This is a genomic window from Thermostichus sp. OS-CIW-33, assembly GCF_054059615.1.
In genome coordinates, this window is sequence record NZ_JBSSCH010000006.1 from 155,898 (window position 1) to 176,360 (window position 20,463).

The 20,463-nt window shown below is 57.3% G+C and carries 22 protein-coding genes, 1 tRNA gene and 1 other RNA gene; 10 read left to right on the top strand and 14 right to left on the bottom strand.

Annotated elements, in window-relative coordinates; genetic code table 11:
- Window positions 1-172 precede the first annotated feature (172 nt).
- From ACVWZG_RS06600 to ureG, 4 genes are all read right to left on the bottom strand, one after another.
- Window positions 173-252, bottom strand: a tRNA-Leu gene (locus ACVWZG_RS06600).
- Between the two features lie 58 nt (window positions 253-310).
- Window positions 311-1,825: a hypothetical protein gene (locus ACVWZG_RS06605; protein WP_457405756.1), complete on the bottom strand. Its 1,515-nt coding sequence runs from the start codon at window positions 1,823-1,825 to the stop codon at window positions 311-313.
- Between the two features lie 51 nt (window positions 1,826-1,876).
- A complete protein-coding gene (locus ACVWZG_RS06610) occupies window positions 1,877-2,680 on the bottom strand; it encodes an urease accessory protein UreD (protein ID WP_457405758.1) in 804 nt (267 codons plus the stop codon).
- Window positions 2,677-3,339: an urease accessory protein UreG gene (gene ureG, locus ACVWZG_RS06615; RefSeq protein ID WP_457405759.1), complete on the bottom strand. Its 663-nt coding sequence runs from the start codon at window positions 3,337-3,339 to the stop codon at window positions 2,677-2,679. The genes ACVWZG_RS06610 and ureG overlap by 4 nt, the downstream gene beginning before the upstream one ends.
- A gap of 59 nt (window positions 3,340-3,398) precedes the next feature.
- Here ureG and ACVWZG_RS06620 point away from each other — a divergent pair, with 59 nt between their 5' ends.
- Together ACVWZG_RS06620 and ACVWZG_RS06625 are read left to right on the top strand one after the other, a co-directional pair.
- Window positions 3,399-3,653 (top strand): hypothetical protein, encoded by a 255-nt coding sequence (locus ACVWZG_RS06620; RefSeq protein WP_414331870.1) that lies wholly within the window; start codon window positions 3,399-3,401, stop codon window positions 3,651-3,653.
- Between the two features lie 165 nt (window positions 3,654-3,818).
- The gene (locus ACVWZG_RS06625; protein ID WP_414352218.1) at window positions 3,819-4,376 is read left to right on the top strand and encodes a carboxymuconolactone decarboxylase family protein; all 558 of its coding nucleotides are present in this window, start codon (window positions 3,819-3,821) and stop codon (window positions 4,374-4,376) included.
- Window positions 4,377-4,433: 57 nt separating this feature from the next.
- On the opposite strand, the gene ACVWZG_RS06630 is transcribed toward ACVWZG_RS06625, so the two are convergent.
- Window positions 4,434-4,757, bottom strand: coding sequence for a DUF3288 family protein (locus ACVWZG_RS06630; protein WP_414383787.1), 324 nt, complete (start codon window positions 4,755-4,757; stop codon window positions 4,434-4,436).
- Between the two features lie 170 nt (window positions 4,758-4,927).
- Here ACVWZG_RS06630 and ACVWZG_RS06635 point away from each other — a divergent pair, with 170 nt between their 5' ends.
- The 4 genes from ACVWZG_RS06635 to ndhI are packed head-to-tail and all read left to right on the top strand — an operon-like array spanning window position 4,928 to window position 8,195.
- Window positions 4,928-6,112: an NAD(P)H-quinone oxidoreductase subunit H gene (locus ACVWZG_RS06635; RefSeq protein WP_414331873.1), complete on the top strand. Its 1,185-nt coding sequence runs from the start codon at window positions 4,928-4,930 to the stop codon at window positions 6,110-6,112.
- 39 nt (window positions 6,113-6,151) lie between these two features.
- Window positions 6,152-6,355, top strand: a complete 204-nt coding sequence (locus ACVWZG_RS06640) for a hypothetical protein (protein WP_011432507.1) — start codon at window positions 6,152-6,154, stop codon at window positions 6,353-6,355.
- Window positions 6,356-6,411: 56 nt separating this feature from the next.
- Complete coding sequence (gene nuoH, locus ACVWZG_RS06645; RefSeq protein ID WP_414331864.1) at window positions 6,412-7,533, top strand: NADH-quinone oxidoreductase subunit NuoH; 1,122 nt, start codon at window positions 6,412-6,414, stop codon at window positions 7,531-7,533.
- A gap of 38 nt (window positions 7,534-7,571) precedes the next feature.
- On the top strand, window positions 7,572-8,195 hold the full coding sequence (gene ndhI / locus ACVWZG_RS06650; protein WP_457405761.1) for an NAD(P)H-quinone oxidoreductase subunit I: 624 nt from the start codon (window positions 7,572-7,574) through the stop codon (window positions 8,193-8,195).
- Window positions 8,196-8,778: 583 nt separating this feature from the next.
- On the opposite strand, the gene ACVWZG_RS06655 is transcribed toward ndhI, so the two are convergent.
- Together ACVWZG_RS06655 and ACVWZG_RS06660 are read right to left on the bottom strand one after the other, a co-directional pair.
- Window positions 8,779-10,332, bottom strand: a complete 1,554-nt coding sequence (locus tag ACVWZG_RS06655) for a right-handed parallel beta-helix repeat-containing protein (RefSeq protein WP_457405763.1) — start codon at window positions 10,330-10,332, stop codon at window positions 8,779-8,781.
- A gap of 296 nt (window positions 10,333-10,628) precedes the next feature.
- Window positions 10,629-10,982: a hypothetical protein gene (locus ACVWZG_RS06660; protein ID WP_457405765.1), complete on the bottom strand. Its 354-nt coding sequence runs from the start codon at window positions 10,980-10,982 to the stop codon at window positions 10,629-10,631.
- 220 nt (window positions 10,983-11,202) lie between these two features.
- On the opposite strand from ACVWZG_RS06660, the gene ACVWZG_RS06665 reads away from it, so the two are divergent.
- From ACVWZG_RS06665 to rnpB, 3 genes are all read left to right on the top strand, one after another.
- Window positions 11,203-11,556 carry a rhodanese-like domain-containing protein gene (locus ACVWZG_RS06665; RefSeq protein ID WP_457405768.1) on the top strand — a complete coding sequence of 118 codons (354 nt, stop codon included), beginning with the start codon at window positions 11,203-11,205 and terminating at the stop codon, window positions 11,554-11,556.
- A gap of 21 nt (window positions 11,557-11,577) precedes the next feature.
- Window positions 11,578-12,801, top strand: a complete 1,224-nt coding sequence (locus ACVWZG_RS06670; protein ID WP_457405770.1) for a C45 family autoproteolytic acyltransferase/hydolase — start codon at window positions 11,578-11,580, stop codon at window positions 12,799-12,801.
- A 32-nt stretch (window positions 12,802-12,833) separates the two neighbouring features.
- An RNA gene (rnpB, locus tag ACVWZG_RS06675) (RNase P RNA component class A) lies at window positions 12,834-13,263 on the top strand.
- A gap of 200 nt (window positions 13,264-13,463) precedes the next feature.
- Here the strand turns inward: rnpB and ACVWZG_RS06680 are convergent.
- Complete coding sequence (locus ACVWZG_RS06680; protein WP_457405772.1) at window positions 13,464-14,165, bottom strand: TetR/AcrR family transcriptional regulator; 702 nt, start codon at window positions 14,163-14,165, stop codon at window positions 13,464-13,466.
- A gap of 310 nt (window positions 14,166-14,475) precedes the next feature.
- Here ACVWZG_RS06680 and ACVWZG_RS06685 point away from each other — a divergent pair, with 310 nt between their 5' ends.
- A complete protein-coding gene (locus ACVWZG_RS06685) occupies window positions 14,476-15,360 on the top strand; it encodes an acyl-CoA desaturase (protein WP_414523215.1) in 885 nt (294 codons plus the stop codon).
- 79 nt (window positions 15,361-15,439) lie between these two features.
- Here the strand turns inward: ACVWZG_RS06685 and ACVWZG_RS06690 are convergent, their stop codons facing one another.
- From ACVWZG_RS06690 to petM, 6 genes are all read right to left on the bottom strand, one after another.
- Entirely contained in the window at window positions 15,440-15,700 is a 261-nt protein-coding gene (locus tag ACVWZG_RS06690; RefSeq protein WP_414343320.1) for a hypothetical protein, read from the bottom strand.
- Window positions 15,701-15,981: 281 nt separating this feature from the next.
- On the bottom strand, window positions 15,982-16,245 hold the full coding sequence (pedR, locus tag ACVWZG_RS06695) for a photosynthetic electron transport-dependent transcriptional regulator PedR (protein ID WP_011432496.1): 264 nt from the start codon (window positions 16,243-16,245) through the stop codon (window positions 15,982-15,984).
- A gap of 154 nt (window positions 16,246-16,399) precedes the next feature.
- Window positions 16,400-17,659, bottom strand: a complete 1,260-nt coding sequence (locus ACVWZG_RS06700) for a sensor histidine kinase (protein ID WP_414419099.1) — start codon at window positions 17,657-17,659, stop codon at window positions 16,400-16,402.
- A 72-nt stretch (window positions 17,660-17,731) separates the two neighbouring features.
- Entirely contained in the window at window positions 17,732-18,499 is a 768-nt protein-coding gene (locus tag ACVWZG_RS06705; protein WP_011432494.1) for an SDR family oxidoreductase, read from the bottom strand.
- Window positions 18,500-18,695: 196 nt separating this feature from the next.
- Window positions 18,696-19,670 carry a ketopantoate reductase family protein gene (locus ACVWZG_RS06710; protein ID WP_457405774.1) on the bottom strand — a complete coding sequence of 325 codons (975 nt, stop codon included), beginning with the start codon at window positions 19,668-19,670 and terminating at the stop codon, window positions 18,696-18,698.
- 113 nt (window positions 19,671-19,783) lie between these two features.
- Window positions 19,784-19,891: a cytochrome b6-f complex subunit PetM gene (gene petM, locus ACVWZG_RS06715; protein WP_414329137.1), complete on the bottom strand. Its 108-nt coding sequence runs from the start codon at window positions 19,889-19,891 to the stop codon at window positions 19,784-19,786.
- Window positions 19,892-20,463: the final 572 nt, after the last annotated feature.

Here is a 20,463-nt window from a genome sequence, read left to right on the forward strand (position 1 = left end):
CTAGGATGCAGGATGAGCCCGATTCTGGCTGCCCTATCTAAGGACTCCGTCCCGCCGGCACCCTGCTCCAGAAGGGCTTGGCTGGTTCTATCACCAAACCCCTGTGAGAAGAGGCAAGACGGATCAACCTACCAAACACAGAAAGCGGCGAGCCCTACAGATTTGAGGAGCATGGGCAAGGTCGGATTCGAACCGACACGGTTTCCCGCCGCATTTTGAGTGCGGTGCGTCTACCAGTTTCGCCACTCGCCCGACTTGGAACCATTATCCTACTGAACTGGCGAAACCTCGTCAACCAATCCCCCGAACTCTATCGGCGGCGGTCTTTCTCCAGTTGCTGGGCCTTTTGCCGAAGCTGGCGGGTTTGCTCCATCACCTCCTCCAGATCCTCGTGGGATAGCCGCTCGACGTAGTTGATCTTGATCTCTTCCAGCAAGTCTTGCAGGAGAGAGCGAATTTCCTCCAAAGCGTGCTCCTGGGTGAGTTCTCGTGCCAAGACTTCACCAAACCGCTGCATCAGTTGCGCTGCCAGCTTGGAGCCGACGGGATCCTCGAAACTGCCCGTCAGGGTTTTGTAGGTGGTGGTGGTCAGCTCGTTGGCCAGGCGCTCCGTCAGTTGGCCAGGCAGGGATCCCAGGCCGGGAAGCTGTTCTAGAGTTTGCATGGCAGGCAACTGCTTGAGCAGGCCATCCAGGTTGTAGCGGAGCAGTTGTTGCAATTCCGGTTGCACCTGGGGCAAAACGCGGTAGAGAACAATGCGAAAAACCAGGTTGGCAATCGCCTCCAGCTCGTTGGTGTTGTTGATATCAATGTAGTCGCGCTGGGTACGCGCTGCCGGCAGCAGGGGCAGGGATCCCCGCTGAATGGATACCTGGATTTGGTTGATCACCCGCACGACAATGACTTCCGTCAGATCCTCGGCGAAGTTGGTAACAAAGCCCTGGCTCACCTGGGCGCGTACCCGCTCCAGATCCAGCAACTGTGCTTGTCCCAGCCGGATGGTGACGGGGATCACCCGCAGCCAGCGCCAAAAGGGCAGCAGCAACAGCACATCGTACCAACGCCAGAGCATGGCATCCAGCCAATTGACGCCGGTGTAGCGGCGGCTGATGGCCACCGTGCGCAGCAAAAATTCCAGCCCAAACAGAAGCACGAAGGGAAAATCCAGCACCGGGAAAAAGTCAACAGGGTTACCGCTCTCACCAATGGGGCGGAAATAGTTGGTCTCGAAGAGGGGGCGCAGCCGGGTCTGGAAAAATTCAATTCCATCTGCGGGATCGGCGCTGGCCAAGTACTCAGCAGTCCAAAAGCGGGCAAAGGCGGCTCTGGCAGAGTCGGCTTCTGGGATGTGCTCCCGCATCAAATTGAGGATACGCACAAACTGGCCAGTTTTGTTGGCGCCCTGAAAGGGATTGGTCTCAATCATCTCGTCGCTGAGCTCCCGCAAGCGGGCCAGGATTGGTGCTGCCGCTTCCGACTCCACGCCAAACCGCAGGGTAACCTGGCGCAGCTCATCCACCAAGGCCAAGTAGCGCTGGGTTTCGGGGTTGGGCTCGATACCTTTGATGGGATCGTATAGGTCGGTCACCGGGGAACGGCTGGTTTCTTCGGAGAGAATCGGCAGCGGAATGGGAGGACCAAAGGCGCCAAAAATTTGCACCCGACCCTGGAGCCAAAAATCTCGCCCAGGCACGTAGCTCATGTCGAAGAGCACCAAGCACAGGTTGCTCAGGGCCAGCAGGGCCATCCCCTTCTCGTAGAGGAGCAGCCAGCGACTTCGCCCCCTGAGGACAGAGCGTCTGAGAATCCGTTGAGCAGCGTTCAAAGGACTCCGTCCCGGCCTTGGGTCAACCGGTTGGTTTGAGTCAGCCTTAGTCTACCACCCCTGGGGTGAGCCACCCTTAGCTCGAGCAAGCTGTAGTGCAACCTGGCCAAAATGCCGCCAAATGGCCTCTGCCTGTGGCCCCACCTGGCGCAGAATCCAACCCTTACAGATGGGATCCGGAGACTTGACCAGCCAGTATGGGGACTCCGTTCCGCTGATGTGAACGGTCAGCCAAGTGGGTTCCGGCCAATCCCCCAGCAAGTACAGGGATCCCCAACAGAGATGGGATCCCAGCACTGACGCGGCGGAGACCTGCCGATGGGGAAAGTGCAGGTCTATGTGTTCCTGCAGCCAGAGTTTTCTCCCCTCGGGGGAGGATGGGATCCCAGCAGTGACCCAAACTTGCAAGCAGTTGGCAAGATGTTCAAACTGCCAGCGTTCGTCCATGGCCAGCCGTCCGGCAGTCCAGATCTCGGCATAGGCCAGGCGGGCTGTGGGATCCAGCTCAATTTGCACCTGCTGGCGAAAGTCTGCCCCTGCCCCCGGAATGGTCGGGTGAGGGATCCAGATCAATTGGCTGGTGGAGGCCAGCTTGACCCTGACCTGCTGACGAATCAAGCCGGGATGCAGCCGCGTTGCCCCTTGGGTGCGAATTTCCAGCGCCGAGCCTGGCCCCAGCCCGATCTCGATCCGGTGGCGATCCCCACCCAGCAGGCCGCCGTTGGGGTTGCGCAGGTAGTACACAGGTGGCTCCCCAGGGGATCCCAGCCATTGCAAGGGAGCCTGAGAATACTCCCAAATGTGGGTATGGTCGCCTCGGCGGGTTGCCTTCAAGATGGCCTTACCGAAGTTCACAGGCGGCTCACCGAGGGGGGGTCGGCCTTGATGGGGCGAAACAGCACCTCCCGCTCCAGCCAACTGAGAACCTGCTCCAGCCCCTCACCCGTGCGCAGGTTGGTAAAGACAAAGGGCCTATCTCCCCGCATGCGACGGGCATCCCGTTCCATCACCCCCAAGTCTGCTCCCACATAGGGAGCCAGATCGATCTTGTTGATCACCAGCAGGTCGGAGCGGGTGATCCCCGGCCCGCCTTTGCGCGGGATCTTGTCCCCTTCGGCCACGTCGATGACGTAAATGCAGGCGTCCACCAGCTCCGGGCTGAAGGTAGCCGCCAAGTTGTCCCCCCCCGATTCCACCAAGATGAGATCCAGGGGGCAAAAGCGGCGCTCCAGCTCCTGAATGGCGTCTAGGTTGAGGGAGGCATCTTCCCGAATGGCGGTGTGGGGGCAGCCGCCGGTCTCTACGCCAATGATCCGCTCTGCCTCCAGGGCCTTGGCCCGCACCAAAAACTCGGCATCCTCGCGGGTATAGATATCGTTGGTCACCACCGCCAAAGACAGGTGGTCCCGCAGCGCCAAGCAGAGCTTTTCCACCAAAGCGGTTTTTCCAGATCCCACCGGGCCGCCAATGCCAACCCGTACCGGCTGGGAAGCCTGCACAACTTTGCCCGACATCGGATACCTGCTCCTCTTTTTGGGCATTCTAGAACCAGATGCTTGCAAGGGATCCGAGTATGGTTCGGCTTTTGGTGGCAACTGCTGTGGTGCTGGTGGGATTTTTGCTGGTTAACCGCCTCTATCGCAACCCGCTGAGTTCGGAGCCGAGACCAGAGCAAGCCAGCCCAGAAGCTGCCCAGCAAGGGATCCCTCAAGGTGGGCCGCTGCAGATTTACCAATCTCGGGATCAACTGCAGCAAACCCTCAACCAAGGGGCCACAGCCACCCAGCAGCAGGTGGAAGCCGTTGAGCAATCCTTGGGCAATCCTTGACAGGTTGCAAGCCCTGCAGGAGTGTCTGGAACGAAACCAAAAGACCAAGGCCCCCTTCTCAACGGGAGAAGGGATCCCTCCCCCAGACCGTGAAGCGCCCCTCAGGCTTGGGCGGATCCCCCAGACGCGCTAAAGTCGAGAATGCTGCAATTTTACAGACTGTCCATGCGGATCCCTCCTGTTACCCCAGAGAAAGCCGATAAGCAACTGCAAAAGGTTTACGAAAGCCTGGAAAAAACCTACGGCACCGCCCTCAACCCCCTGCAGGTGATGGCCCACAAGCCCCAACTGATGCGAGCCGTGATGAACCTCTACGGGGCGCTGCACACCCAAAACCCCAACTTGCCTGAAGAGCTGAAGGAGCTGGTCAGCATCCGCATTGCCCAAATCAACGGCTGCCGCCACTACTGCCTTCCCTACCACACCCTGCAGGCGCAAAAGTACGGCGCCTCCCCTGCCAAAATTGCGGCGGTGGCCCAGGCCCGCACCAGCACCCTCTACACCGAGGCGGAAAAGCTGGCCATCGAGTACGCTGAGCGGATGACCGTGCCCAGCATGGTGGTGACCGATAGCTTCTTTGCCCAGCTAAAAGCCATTTGGTCAGATGAAGATCTGGTGGAGCTATCGGCTTGGATTGGCTTTATGAACTTCTGGACTAAGGTGATTGCCGCCCTGGATGTGCCTTTGGATCCTGTCTTTGCCGAGCAGCTTCACGTCTCATGAACAACCGGCAAACTCCCCTCTCTCAGGGGGGTAAGGGATCCCGACCCAAACCCTCCACTAGGCCCAGTCGTCTCGCGTGCTAAAGCTGCGGTCGTACACCTGGCCGCGGGCATGGATCTGGCGAGTCCGGGCGAACAGCTCTTCTTCGCTCAGGCCCCACTGTTCCAGGATTTGATCCAAATCCCGCTGCAGATCCCAGGCGCCGGGGAAGCCGTGGTAACGGATGCGCAAACGGGCAACTTCCGCCAGTACCCAATCCGAGAGGGGCCTCTCCTGGGCCTGCACCATCAGCTCATCGAGCACAGCCCGGTCGGTGGCATACTGCGGATGTTGCTGCTCTCTCCGGGATGGGCCATTCGCGGGTGAACGGGATATAGCCATCGGTCTCCCTCCTTTTTCTCTCACTCTAGTTGAGTTCCCCTGGAGATTTTCAATATCGAGGATTGGGATCCTTGATGGCATGGGATCCCGAGAAGGCAGAAGAAAACCGCTATACTGCAAATGTTGCAGACCATAAACATTCTTCAGTTGCGGAGGCGGCGGCTATGCCCATGCCCATGATCGAGACCCGTACCGACCGGATGTTGCTCAACTTTGGGCCGCACCATCCCTCCATGCATGGGGTTTTGCGCCTGCTGGTCACCCTAGACGGTGAAAACATTGTCGATTGCGAACCGGTGATTGGCTACTTGCACCGCGGCATGGAAAAAATCGCCGAAAACCGCACGGTGGTGCAATACCTGCCCTACGTCTCCCGTTGGGACTACGGGGCCGGCATGTTCAACGAGGCCATCACCGTCAATGCCGTTGAGAAACTGGCCGGGATCAGCGTGCCCAGACGGGCCAGCTACCTACGGGTGATCATGCTGGAGCTGACCCGCATCACCAACCACCTGCTTTGGTTTGGTCCCTTCTTGGCGGATTTGGGCGCCCAAACCCCCTTCCTCTACGCCATGCGGGAGCGGGAGTGGATCCTAGACTTGTTTGAAGCCGTCACCGGCATGCGCTTGATCAACAACAACTATTTCCGGGTGGGCGGCGTGGCGGTGGACTTGCCCTACGGCTGGACGGAAAAATGCCTAGACTTTTGCGAGTATTTCTTGCCCAAAGTGGATGAGTACGAACGGCTGGTGACCGACAACCCCATCTTCCGCCGACGGCTGGAAGGGGTGGGCACCATCTCCAAGCAGGATGCCATCAATTGGGGGCTGTCCGGCCCCATGCTGCGGGCCTGTGGCGTCAACTGGGATCTGCGCAAAGTGGATCACTACGAATGCTACGACGACTTCGACTGGGAGGTGGCCGTTTATCCCGAAGGGGATTGCCTAGCCCGCTATCGGGTGCGCATGAAAGAGATGCGCGAGTCCTGCAAGATCGTGCAGCAAGCGGTGAAGGCTCTGCCGGGCGGCCCCTTTGAAAACCTAGAAGCCAAGCGCATGCTGGAGGGGCCGAAGTCGGAGTGGAACAAAGGCGACTACCAGTTCATCAGCAAAAAGCCTTCGGCCAACTTCAAGATCCCCAAGGGGGAAGCCTACGTGCGGGTGGAGAGCGCTAAGGGGGAGCTGGGCATTTACATCGTGGGTGACGACAACGTCTGCCCGTGGCGCTGGAAGATCCGTCCCCCCGGCTTTGTCAATTTGCAAGTGTTGCCTCAGCTCATTCGCGGCATGAAGGTAGCCGACATGATCGCCATCCTCGGCAGCATTGACATCATCATGGGCGAGGTGGATCGCTAGGAATCGCTAAGATACTTACGGAAAGCGAGGACAAAGGCGATGGCCTGGGCGATCTTGGTTCTGCCGCTGTTGATTGTGTCTGTCATTGCTGCGGTTATCGGCCCCAAGCAATGGGCTAAGTACCAAGAGGAAAGGCGCCGCCGCGCGGAAGAGCTATCTGATGCTCGCCTTCAGGCCATCATCCAGCAGGAGCTACGCCGCCGCAACCGTCCCCCCCAATCGGATCCCAACGGGAAAACTTAGCTACAGGGATCCCAAACCCTACCCAACCCGCCATCTCTAGGGAGCTACTCACCCCCATGACAAACGCTGGTATCGACCTACAACTTGGCTTCGAGACTGCCCTACAGAACCTAGGCTTGGGAGCAGGTGCAGCCCATGCCCTCTGGATGCCCCTGCCGATGTTGCTGCTGATCATCGCCGCCACCTTGGGGGTGATGGTCATGACTTGGCTGGAGCGCAAGATCTCGGCAGCAGCCCAACAGCGGATTGGCCCCAACATGGCTGGCCCTCAGGGGGTGCTGATCCCGATTGCCGACGGCATCAAGCTGCTGACCAAAGAAGATGTTCTGCCCATCTTGGCCGACCCAGTCTTGTTTACGCTGGGGCCGATATTGGTTTTCCTGCCCGTCTTTTTGTGCTACCTGGTGGTTCCCTTTGGCCAGAACCTATTGATCTCCAACATTGCCATTGGCGTGTTCTTCCTGATCGCCACCTCCAGCGTGCAACCCATCGGTTTGTTGATGTCGGGCTACGGTTCCAATAACAAGTACTCCTTGCTGGGTGGGCTACGCGCGGCAGCTCAATCGATCAGCTACGAACTGCCGCTGGCCCTGTCAGTGTTGGCCGTGGTGCTGATGAGCAACGGTCTGGACACGGTGGGGATCGTGGAACAGCAGAGTGGCCTGGGCATTCTGAGCTGGAACGTCTGGCGGCAGCCCATTGGCTTTGTCATTTTCCTGATCTCGGCTCTGGCGGAAACGGAGCGGATCCCGTTCGATTTGCCGGAAGCAGAAGAAGAGCTGGTAGCCGGTTACCAAACGGAGTACTCCGGCATGAAGTTTGCCCTCTTTTATCTGGGATCCTACGCCAACTTGCTGCTGGCTTCTCTGATTGCGGCAGTGCTGTACTTGGGGGGCTGGTCGTTTGTGGTGCCGGTGGAAACGATTGCTGCACTTGCCGGGATTCCTTTGGATAACCCTTTCTTGCAGATCGGCGCGGCGGCCTTAGGCATTGTCATGACGATGGTCAAAGCTTTTATCTTCATCTTCTTGGCCATCCTGCTGCGCTGGACCTTGCCGCGGGTGCGCATTGACCAACTGCTGGACTTGGGGTGGAAGTTTTTGCTGCCCGTATCCTTTGTTAACTTGCTGCTGACGGCAGCCCTAAAGCTCGCCTTCCCCACCTTTTTTGGGGGTTGAATGAGAAGTAAAGAGGCCAGAGAGGGAGAACATAGACCATGACTTTTCTAAAGCGTGTCAAAGAATATGTGGGCGATGCCTTCCGAGCCGCCAAGTACATCGGCCAAGGGATGGGGGTTGTCTTCGACCACATGGGTCGGCGCCCAGTAACTGTGCAATACCCCTTCGAAAAGCTGATCCCCTCTGAGCGCTTTCGGGGACGCATCCACTTCGAGTTCGACAAGTGTATTGCCTGCGAGATCTGCGTTCGGGTTTGCCCAATTGACCTGCCAGTGGTGGATTGGGCCTACAACCCAGAGCTGAAGAAAAAAGAGCTTTACAGCTACAGCATTGATTTTGGGGTGTGCATTTTCTGTGCCAATTGTGTGGAGTTTTGCCCCACCAACTGCCTCTCGGTAACTGAGGATTATGAGCTGGCCGCCTACGACCGCCACGACCTCAACTACCATCAGGTGGCGATGGGCCGTTTGCCCTCCAAGGTAACTGAGGACCCAATGGTGACCCCACTGCGGGAGTTTGCCTATCTGCCCAAAGGGGTGATCGATCCCCACGACTTACCTGCCGGATCCCAGCGTGCCGGTAAACGACCCGAAGAGATTTTGGCGGAAATGCGCGCTGCCAAGGCAGCCAAAGAGAAGGAAGCCAAAGCTGCAGTGGAGTAGTCGGAACAGCCAACGGCCTAGATTGCTGGTGGAGAGACCTATCCCTAGGGGCAAAGAGAGTGTGAACTTACCCGCAGATTCCCCTGAGGCGGCTAACCCGCTAAAGGCTTGGGCGACAATTCCGCTCCTGCGAACTGTTTGCGAAGTGTTATGGTAAAGCGAATGGAAGCAGTTGACTGGGAGCAACGTTCAAACAGTTTCATCATAGGGTTCGGAAGAAAAAGAACAGGCAGCCGCCCCCTCTTACTAGGAAGGAGGCTAGAAGCACGGAGGCTAGCGAAGAACGCTGGCTGCAACTAGGGTTGTAGGTAGCCATCGCAAATCTCTAACAAGAAAACGAAATTAAGAGCCAAAGCTGCTTGCAAGGTTTGCCAACCCCCCTTCAGGGAAACCGAAAGGCAGGGTCACCCATATGGTAGGTACCCAAAGGGACATCAAAACCCGGCGGCAGGGCAACTGCTAAGTCTCCAGGGGAAGAAACGGCAGAAATACCCATAGCATCCTCACATTTCAAAAGGGTAGCCTTCCACGCCTGAGCAACCTTGAGCCAAAGGAAAACCAATCGCCTAAACACAGACAAAAGCTAGTTTACGGGAATGCTAGGTCCAAGGTTGAAATAAGTCGTGCTGCCAGGGTTAGTTGTGTTGTCGAAGGTGCTAAGGGTGATGGTTCCCACTGTGATGGGCGCTGGGGAAGGGACAGCAGGGGTGATACGAACCTGACCGCCAAAGGGAAGGATAAACGGAGCCGGGAAGGTGACGACATCCCCAGACACCGATGTGGAAGTGGCAATAACTGTGCCGTCTGCCTGAGTAATAGTTACCGTTGCAGCTGCAGGTAAGCTAGGGATTGTGATCCTTGGGCCAGAAGGTATGGGCGTGGGTGTAGGCGTCGGGGTGGAAGGAGGCGTCGGCCTAAGTGTGGGCACGGGTGTAGGTGTCGGGGTGGGAGAAGGCGTCGGCCTAAGTGTGGGCACGGGTGTAGGCGTCGGGGTGGGAGAAGGCGTCGGCCTAAGTGTGGGCACGGGTGTAGGTGTCGGGGTGGGAGAAGGCGTTGGCTCAGGTGTGGGTGTGAAGAGTCCCACAGCAACTCTCTCAGCAAAGTTCCCCTGGAAGGCATTGCCGGCTAGGTAGGCTGCAATCACCACATCTGGGGTGCCGGGGGCCGCTTGAATTGCTATCCCTCTGCCCTCGCCCCGAGCCAGAAATGTATTTCCAGAAAGGGTACGGGCTTGTGTTCCTTGCAAGATGCGAATGCCGACGCTCCCGGCTATCCCACCCACGCCGATCCTGTTGGATTGAATGGATGGAATTGAGCCTGCCCCATCCAGTTGAATCCCGGTAGTGCCGCTCCTACCTGCTTGCCGAGCCTGCAGCACTAAGCCAGCCCCAGCGGTAGGTGGATCCCCTTCGATTTGGTTGTTGCGGAAGATCCCGCCGGAGTTGTCGCTGTAGCGAACAGCCAAAGTCCCTAAAGCTTGTAAGAGAATCGTGTTGTTCTCGAGGGTTGGGTTACTTCCTGGTGTTGTGCCTATGCCCACCCCGCCTGTTTTGCTAACGATTGACGAAATGCCGCTGACTCGACTGTTTCCGGAGATCTGCACACAGGGATCCAAAAATTGCTGGCACAAAATCTCGGCCAATTGGTTCAAGGCTCCCTCTAGAACCGCAGCATTGCCGTTGACCAAGATGTTGGAGCGAGGGTCGTTGAGGGTGACCTTGCGCGGCTGAAAAGTGCCGTTGTTCACCTGCACCCGTCCACCCCCCAGCACCACATCTACCCCCTGCAGGCTGGTTTGGCTGGCTACAATCACGTCAAAGAGCCCGGTCAGGATCTCATAGGCGGTGGAGCTGGTGATGCGAATGCGACCGCCGTTGGTGCCATCGCCGCCATCCAGGGCCAGGTTGCTTTGCAAAGTTTCCCTGCCCGTCCCCAAAATCTCGATCAGCACCTCCAGGCCGGCTGTGGCAGTCTGAAGTCGCTGCGCCTCTGCAACTGCGTCTGCCAGTTTGGTAAAGGGGCCACTGGCCGGATCCACTCTCAGGATGATGGGCCCGCCACCTGGCGGAGGAAGAGGTGGAGAACTGCCGCCGCCACCCCCACAGCCGAGGGCAACCCCCGCCAACAGAGGCAGCAAGGCTGAACAGATCCCCCAACCAGATTTGGATACTTGGCCAAGCATAGGTGGAAAGCTCCTTACAAGCGCTTAGCGGTTAAGGTTGTTACAGCAACAAACAAGAGCAGCAAACAACTGCCACGAGGTCAAAGTGCAGGTGGCCAAGTTGCGATCCAATGCCCTCAGCAAAAGCATCCTCTGATGGATCCTCTGTTTAGTCAAGGCTTCGCCAGGGATCCGCAATCAATCGGCAACAAAAATCTCAAAAATCTAGCGCTCTTCAGGTACTTCGAGGGTTCCGGCGAGGATGTCTTGCTTCACCGCTTCCACAGCAGCCACCAAATCCGCTGAGAGCAAGGCTTGGTTGTATTCATCCAGGGCATAGCCCACACCCTCGTTCTCCAGGCCAAAGGTTTGAATGCCGCCGACAAAGTTGCCTTAAAGTTGCCTTCCACCACGCTGCGAATCACTTCATAGGTGGCCATATCCACCCGCTTCAGCATCGAGGTGAGACCGTAGTTGAGGGTGGCAGGGTTGTTATCGGTATCCCCCAGGTAGTTTTGGTTAGCATCCACACCGATAAAGAACAGCGGACGGGTATCTCCGCTGCAGATGCTGGCATAATCGGCGGGTTTGGGCACTTCCGCAAAGGGATCTCGAATGAAACTCACCCCGGCGGGCAGCCCTGTAGGATGCTGTTGGGCCAGAGCAGCCCAAAGAGCAGCGAGGTAACATCATCTCCCGCCGTATCCGTGTCGATCAAAAAGCGTTGCACAGCCATACCCAGGCTAAGCCCAAATCAGGGTGACATCTTAACCTTTGCGGGCAGTCTCAGGGCAGCCACTGAGCCGGTGTATCTTGAAAAGGGATCCCTGTAGACCAGAGTTGGCGATGTCCTTCTCCATCCGCTCCATTACACCGCAACAGATGGCCCAACACCTACGGGATCCCGAGGCCGGCCCTCTGCAATTGATCGATGTGCGGGAACCGGCAGAGCTGGAGCTGGTGAATTTAAATGCCCTGGGCTTTCGCAACTACCCCTTGAGCCAGTACGAGGAATGGAGGGAACGGATCCTCACAGAGCTGGATCCGAATCAGCCAACTTTTGTGCTCTGCCATCATGGCATCCGCTCTGCTCAGATGAGCCGGTGGCTACAGGCCAACGGGTTCACTCAGGTTCATAACATCAGCGGCGGCATTCACGCTTGGGCTTGTGAGGTGGATCCCTCCCTGCCCACCTATTGAGGTCACGGGCAAACCAGCACCATGTTCCCCATTCTTCATCTGCAGGGGGATCCCCAACAACGAGGCCAACAGTATGGATCCCAGGCGGCCCAACTCATTCGCCACAGCATTGCTAGTTACGCCCGCCAATTTGCCTACCGCTGTGGTCTCACCTGGCAGCAGGCCCAGACCCAAGCAGAGGGATCCCTGCCCTGGCTAGAGCGCCACGTGCCCCACCTGCTGGAAGAAATCCAAGGCATTGCCGCGGGGAGTGGCTTCCGTTTTGCCGAGATTCTGGCCCTCAATTTGCGCACCGAGATTTTATCCAGATCGGTTCCCAGGGGATCCCATCCCAACTGCGCCGCTGCTCTGGAACACAATCTCCAAAACGGGGTGCCCCAGCACCCACCGGATCCTGCTCATGAATTCAAGGGGATTGATCTCATCGATCCAGCCCAAGCCAACCCGGATGGGGGAGAATGCACCACCCTGGCGGCCTTGCCCCAGGTTACCTCCACCCACCACACCTACTTGGCCCAAACCTGGGATTGGATCGGAGAGCAGCGCAGGGCCTGTGTGCTGTTGCGCGTTCACTCCGATACCCACCCTGCCTACCTCACCCTGACCGAAGCTGGGATCCTGGCCAAAATTGGCCTCAATCAAGCAGGGTTGGCCGTAGCCCTCAACCTCTTGCGCTCTACCCTAGATGGGCAAACCGAGGGAATGCCGGTGCATCTGCTGTTGCGCTTATTGTTGGAGTGCGAGGAGTGGCAGCAGGCTGTAGAGAGGGTGGGATCCTACCCCTACACCGCCTCCTCTTGTGTCAGCGTTGCCGGTATTACAGGACAGGCGACAGGCCTACAGCCCGCTAAGGCGACCAGCTTTGAAATCAGTCCACGAGGAATTGGCCTGCATCTCCCTCAAGGAGGGATCCTCGCCCACACCAATCATTTCCTGGATCCGGCCTTGCGAGAAGATGAGCTGCCCCCCCACACAGGATCCTCCACAAGGCTAGAACGGGCCTATCATTTGCTTCGCCAGAGCGCTCAAACCGGAACCCTAGACGCGGTCGCTCTTCAAAAAATCCTACAAGACCGGACGAATGCCCCCCACTGCATCTGCCGCCATCCGGATCCCCATCTGCCCGTCTGGGATCGCACCGAAAGCGTGGCGGCTGTGGTGATGGATTTGAACCGGCAAATCTTACACCTGGCCCCCAACATTCCCGATCAAGTGGAGTTTGTACCGATTTCCGGGATTTTCTAGGTTTGGAAGATGCAGTAGGATCGAGCTGAAGAGAGAGGAGGGGCAGGCGATCGCGTCCTTGCTGTCGCCACCAGACAGCGGGATGAGGAAAGTCCGGGCTTTCAGAAGAACACACCGCTGGGGAAAGCCCAGTGCGGGTAACCGCGAGGATAGTGCCACAGAAACATACCGCCGATGGCTGGGATCCCAGCACAGGTAAGGGTGCAAAGGTGGGGTAAGAGCCCACCAGCAACGTCGTGAGGCGTTGGCTCGGTAAACCCCGGTGGAAAGCAAGGCCGCAGCCGCAGGACTATGGCTGTTCTTCGCCCCTGTCGGTTGCATCGAGGTCACGGTACCCAAAGTGGGGAAGGGTGCTCTCGATGGTGGTGAGCCGCTAGAGGGTGATGGCAACATCACTCCCAGATGGATGATCGCCAGTGCAACTCTGCACTACAGAACCCGGCTTACAACCTCCTCTCTTTTCTACTTGCACATCTACCTGTTTGCACATCTATTTGCACACAGAGAGAGTTTGTTCCGAGCTCACGGGAGTTCTGTAGGTTGCCGGGATCCCTGTGGTCTGGGGCTATTTATTGGCCGTAGTCAGTGTGTCGTTGGGAGAAGCTGTATCGCATGCCCACCTAGGGCACTTGGAGAGCCTTGTCCAATTGTGGGTGGCTGCGCTACGGCGTAGGTTCTGTCATTCTGGTCACGCCTGCCATCCACAGCTCCACGCAGGCTTGCAGGAGGGAGGGTATCCTGGCGGTTTCGGCGCCTTTCTCTGGTTTTTTAGATTTTTCATCCGATAGCTGCCCCTCAACAGAGGGCTCGGTTCCGTCGGCGCCAACGGAAGGCAACTCGGCAGTTACCGCCAACATTGCTGCTCCCAAAATCATTACATGCAAAACCCCAACGGCTGCATAAAGGCGATCCGGCTCGACAGATTGCAACTCAGAGTTGGGAAATCGCCGCAAATACTCTGTCAGCTGTTCTTGGGCCTGAGAAAAACCCATCCGCAAGGCGCGACGATGCTCCTCAGAATAAAGACCAGCCTCCCCGACCAGGGAGCGCACCAGTTCAGGATTATCGGCCAAAGCCCGAAAACAGGTGTGGACATAGCGCAGGAGAATGGCTTGCAACCCAGAACCTTGAGAGGGGGCGGGATCCGCCTTCAGAGGCAGATCGGCTATGCCGGAAAAGACCCCCAGCTCCCCAAATACGGCCAGGAGTAGCCCCTGCTTGGTGCCGAAGTGCCGAAACAGGGTGACCTCATTCACTCCGGCCAAATCCGCAATTTGACGGGTGGTGGTCTGGGTGATGCCCTGACGAACGAACAGCTCCCGAGCCGCATTCAGCAGCCTTTGCCGAGAAGAAGGACGTGCCATAGTGAGGAGAAAACCTGAAGAATTGCGGCGGGCTGCAAGTGACGCTTGCATTTACGGTGGAATACCGCTAGGCTTAATGTCAAGCGAGAGGATGTCGGCAGCGTTGCCTCTGCTCCTCTTCTTCCTGTGTAGCCAAGTTCATCACAGCGGAGCACATAGCAAGTCACCGCTGGCTATGGCGGTGTCTTCAAGGGTTTGACTCCGTTTTCACGTTGGGCCGCTGTTATCCGGCTGCCTTAACTTGGGCTTTGTGTTTTGGCTCTTTCCTAGTCAGTCTAGTCTACTTCTTCTTCTGAGGTTTTGTGGGTTCATGACCACTTCTTTTTCTCGCCAATCGCTGAATCATCCCGCTCCGCTCAATCGGCCCGAGCCCCAAGAGTCCTTTCGGTTTGCTTGGGAACATGTGCTCTTCTTTGCCATTTTTCACGTGGTGGCTTTGGTGGGAGGCATTTTCTTCTTCTCCTGGCCCGCTCTGGGAGTAGCCCTATTTCTCCACTGGTGTTTCGGCAGCTTAGGCATCTGCTTGGGGTACCACCGCCTGCTCAGCCATCGCAGCTTCCAGGTGCCCAAGTGGCTGGAATATGTCTTCACGACTCTCGGTGCCCTGGCCGTTCAAGGGGGGCCGATCTTTTGGGTGGGCGGCCATCGTCAGCACCACGCCTTCACCGAAGACGAGGAGAAGGATCCCTATTCTGCTCGTAAGGGCTTTTGGTGGAGCCACATACTCTGGCTGATCTACCACCGCGAAGAATTTTTCAACCCTGAGAAGTATTCTGCCTTTGCGCCCGACTTGGCTCGGGATCCCTTCTACCGCTGGCTGGATAGGTATGCTCTGCTTTTGCAACTGCCGTTGGCTGCAATACTCTACCTGCTGGGGGGCTGGTCATTCGTCGTGTACGGTATCTTTGTGCGGACAGTGCTGCTGCTGCATTGTACCTGGTTGATCAACTCGGCCAGCCACTTCTGGGGTTACCGGACTTTCGAGAGCAACGACAATGCCCGTAACCTTTGGTGGGCGGCGATTCTGACCTATGGTGAAGGGTGGCACAACAACCATCATGCCGACCCGAAGTGCGTTAAGGCCGGTTTGCGTTGGTGGGAGATCGACATGACCTACTGGGCCATTTGGCTGTTGGCGAGATTGGGCCTGGCTCGTAAGCTGCACCTGCCTGCCCAAGGCCAAGCTGCTCGCTGAACTGGTTTTTCCCAGACCTTGCAGAGGAATCATCCGGGGATCCCTATCCCTAGGGATCCCTTTTGGGTTGCAGAGAGAGCTAGTCTTCTAAGGGGCTATACTGCCACGCTCCATAGTGGTCAAGAATACGCTTAATTTGTTCTATGTCGGCATCGGGTTCTTGATGAATATGCAATGCCTCTATTTGGCTGTCTTGGTAGCGAAAGGTGGAGTTTTTTTTCCACTCCAGCTCCGTTTTCACCCCTGAAACACAAGCCAAATGGGCAGCCAATTCCCGATAAACCATCAGGGGCATAGAATCGTAGCGAACAGCGTAGCGTTTCAGCTTGGGGACGCTCACGTATGACAACCCAATCAACGTAGCTCAAAACAACTCAAGTATAGTCACTTCAAGCTAGATTAAGACGCTTCCTAACTACTCCGCGGTGTCGCCCAAATGCTCCGCATCACTTCCGCGAGCCCCCCAATCCCTCTCCCTAAGAGAGAGAAGAGCTAGGAAGCACTGCAACGGAACAGTTTCATTCCTCATTGAAATGACTATAACTTCTGGGCAATACAGTCACCAAAACCCCCCCGCTCAACACTCTTTGCTGGACACTTGACCGGCAAAATGGGATGGGACTAAGCAATTTTGTCATCGACCAAAGTGCAGCAGTTTACCTGATCCAGGCAAATCTTTCCCCATTGCAAGGCCCAGCGTACTAAGGCCACCCGATTTGCCGTTCGGGTCTTGCTCAAAATGTTGCTGATGTGATTGTCAACGGTGCGTTTGCTGATCTCTAAGCGTTCCGCAATGTCCTGATTGGTCAGTCCTGCCGCAATCAACTCGATGACTTGCAGTTCCCGTTCGGACAACAAGTCCGCGGAATGATAGTCGGTGCCCATTCCGAATGCCTGCTTAAGATGAACTGTAAAGATTACCTACCCCAATTCTAGGGGATCACCCCTGAGATGGACAGCCCTGAAGAAAGGAAATCTTAGGCGATTCTCGTCCAGATTCTGGCTGCGGGCCACTGACGCGAGCGTCTTCGGGCGGGTTTCACAAGGGATCCAGGTGCTTCCGGGGCAGTTCCACCTGAACCCACAGCCCACCGGTTTGCGGGTGATTGCGCAGTTGGATGGTGCCCCCGTGAACTTCGACAATTTGTCGCACAATTGCCAGCCCTAGGCCAGTTCCGCCTTTGCTGCGGGCCCGCGCAGTGTCGGTGCGGTAAAAGGGCTGAAAGACCAACTCAAATTGATCTTCTGGCAGGCCGGGGCCGTGGTCGTACACCTCTAGCCGCACCTGGGATCCCTGCTCCGAAAGCACCACATGGATAGGAGAGTCGGGCTTGCCATACTTGACGGCGTTGTCCAAGAGATTGAGGATGAGGCGGTATAGGCGTTGCTCATCTCCCCAGAGGTAAATCTGGGACAATCCGCTCAGGTGCAGTTCCTGGTGTCGAGGCTTGGCCAACGGCTCTACACTTTGCCAGGCCTCGCGCACCAAACTTGCCAGATCCACCCAACGCCATTGGGAGCGGGATGCGGCTCCCAAATTGAGGGCGCTGAGTTCGAGCAAGTCTTGAACCAAATGGCTCAGGCGCAGAGTTTCATTTAGCAATCGTTCCACCCAGACTGCTTGAGCGGCATCGACCCGGCTTTGTAAAGTTTCGGCCAGCAAGCGAATGGAGGTGAGGGGGGTTTTCAGCTCGTGAGCCACATCCGAAGCCCAGCGATCCCGCTGTTGGGCCAGCATTTTTGCTTCCAGCCGGTCTTCCAAAAAAATGGCCACGTGCGCTTGCGGCAGCAGCAACCCCCAAGCCCGCAGCGGAATCGGTTTGCCATCCCCACCGGAAGGGTAGAAAATCCATTCGCGACTTTGGACAGGAGCAGCGGTCTCCTGTCGGCGGGTAGCCTCGATGAGCTGATCCAACTCATAGGAGCGCACCCATTCCAGCAAGAGCTTGATGCCCGGCTGCCATTGGCTGATGCGCAGCAGGCGCTGGGCGGCAGGATTGCACTCCAGCACCACGTTGTTTTCGTCTACCCGCAGATATCCCCAAGGGAGCCGCTGACTCAGGTATTGCCAGTTTTGCAGTTGCTGTTTTTGGTTGGCCCAATCCAGATCTTGTTGGCGAAGATAACGGCTGAGCAAGCTGAGCATCTGTTCCAGGGAGTGGAGGGGCATGGCCAGATGCACCAGGGATCCCAACCGCTGCAATTCGCGTCTGAAACGGCGCCGAGTCTGCCACAGCAGGAGCAACGTGCAAAGCAAACCGATTCCCAACCCGATCAGGATCCCGGCTTCCAGTCCCATGTTCCCACCACCTTTGCTGCCATTGTCGCTCAGGGAAGCAAGAGTGGAGGCGAAAGCCCGGTTGCCGGCCTCTTATCGACGATGTACGAGGGTGGTACTGGCTTGGTCGGTGGGCACAAGCAAGATCTCGCTGATGTTCACGTGGGGGGGACGGGTTGCCGCAAACACCACCACTTCAGCCACATCCATCGCCGTCAAGGGGGTGAGGCCCTGATACACTGCTGCCGCCCGGGCGCGATCCCCACGGAAGCGCACTTGGCTGAACTCGGTTTCCACCAGGCCCGGCTGAATCTCGGTGACGCGAATGGGGGTGCCCAGTAAATCCAGCTTCAGCCCCTCGGAGATGGCCCGCACGGCGGCCTTAGAAGCGCAATACACAGCGCCACCTGGGTAGGTCTGCCGACCGGCAATGGAGCCGATGTTCACCACATGGCCTCGACCTCGCTCCACCATGCCGGGCAAAACGGCGCGGGTAACATAGAGCAGACCCTTGAGGTTGGTATCGATCATCTCTTCCCAGTCTTGCAAGGCCCCCATGTGGAGCTTGTCCAAGCCACGACTTAAACCTGCATTGTTGACCAAGATGTCGATGTTGGCCCACGGCGAGGGCAAAGATTGAAGCGCCTGCTGCACGGCTGCCCCATCCCGCACATCCAAAGCCAGCAGGTAGGAAGGAGTGCCGTAAGCCTGCTGCAATTCCCCAGCCAGTTCCTGCAGCCGATCCTGACGGCGGGCCACCAGAATCAGGCGGGCTCCAGAACGGGCAAAAAGGGTGGCACAAGCGGCCCCAATGCCGCTACTGGCTCCGGTGATGAGCACGATGGAGTTTTCAAGCATCATTTGCTAATTCAAATGCTGTGATTTCAGTTGGGTTGAGTCGGAGAAAAATGGACAGCCACCTTCAGCTTCCTCCTCAGTGGGAGGCTACAGCCATTCTAGAGTTCGAGCCACTTCCCCAGGGGGGAGCCTGGGATCCAGCAAACGAATCGTTTCGCTGCTGTTCGGTAGCGACGCTACCGCTTCCTGCAAAAGCTCCTTAAAGAGAGCGCTCCAGCAGCTTGACGCAAGCATACAGAGTATCCAAATGGGGAGTGGGCACCCCCACCAAACGCCCCAGCTCGGTGATGGCTCCCACAATGGCCTCGATCTCCGTCCGTCGCCCCAGCTCAATATCCTGCAGCATCGAGGTGCGATGGGATCCCACGCGGGCTGCATCTTCTAGCCGCTCTTCCAAAGAGACCGGCAGCCGGATCCCCAGAGCTTGGGCTACAGCCTCAACTTCCCGCATCACCGACCGAACCAAAGCATGGGTGGGTGGGTACTGAGCGATCTCATCTTGAGCAGCCCGGGTGAGGGCGCTGATGGGATTGAAGGCGGCATTGCCCCACAGTTTCTGCCAGATCTCGGCCCGAATCTGCGAGGTGAGGGTGGTGGAAAGCTGCGCCTGTTCAAAGATGGCGGCCAAGGACTGCAACCGCCCTGACAGAGATCCATCCGGCTCCCCCAGAATGTAGCGCCCACCCCCTGTGTGCAAGACCACTCCTGGCTCTGCCAACTGCACGGCGATATACACCACACAGCCGATCACCCGCTCTATCGGCAGATGGGCAGCGATAACCCCTTCTGGATCCACGGAAGTCAGGGAATGCCCCTCAAACTCGCCCCCATGCCGGTAAAAGTACCACCAGGGGATACCATTCTGGGCAATCACAATGGGGGTGTCGGGGCCACACAGGGATCCCAGTCGAGGGGCAAGCTGCGGCAAGCTGTGGGCCTTGACCGTCACTATCAGCCAGTCCTGTGGGCCCAGGGCAGCCGGATCGTCGGTGGCCGTCAACCGCTCTACCCAGGTTTGGGAGGGATCCCCCTGCCGGATCAGCTTTAGACCTTGGGTGCGGATGGCCTGCAGGTGAGCTCCACGGGCCACGACACTGACGGGAAAGCCAGACCGAGCCAGGCATATGGCCAAGTGACTTCCCACCGCCCCAGCGCCAACGATACAAATCTTCATGAGTTTATCATCTTTCCGCCACCCACCTCATATCCAGGTGGCCAATTGACATGGAATTGACATGGAGCTGTAACAAGGCCCGATACCGGGCCCGGGAGAAATCCTCGACAGCTTTACTCTGCCCCCCCTTGGGTCACCCTTAGGATCCCATATCCAAGTGCCACGCCCACCAGGGTCAGCACAATGCAGAGTCCAGCAATGGTGAAGATCTCGCCAGCCATAGATTCAGCTTCCTCGCAAATGGGATACATCGCCTTCTCAGGATATCGGATCCCAAGCCCTGGCTTTCACTCCAGCGGTGTAGCGACCCAAACCTAGCTCCTGGAAAAACAGGCGTTCTCTTGGACTTGATGAGATCCGGCTATCCGCCTCTATAATGAAAGCAATTTACAAGTCTTTACCGGCATAGGCTAAATTGTAATGCCTACAGCCGTAAAGCTTGTTTGTTGGCTCTCGAATGGCCCGTTGGGCCTCGCGAGTTGTGGAAACGGTTCTAAGTAGGGTCTTGAAGCGCTAGGGATCCTGACTTAACGGGAAACTCCTGAGCAGTTCTTGCCAAAGAGCCGTTCAAGGAAACTGAGGCAAAAGACCCAGGAGTTGAGTCTTTATACCTAGGCTCCGCTCTTGCTTCGAAGAAGCAAACTTTGTAGTTTCATTAACGTCCTCATTCATTTAGATGTCTTTAAGGAGTAGTTCAGATGACCATAGCGGTAGGGCGCGTGCGTCAGGAGCGAGGATGGTTCGACATCGTCGATGACTGGCTCAAGCGCGACAGATTCGTGTTTATCGGCTG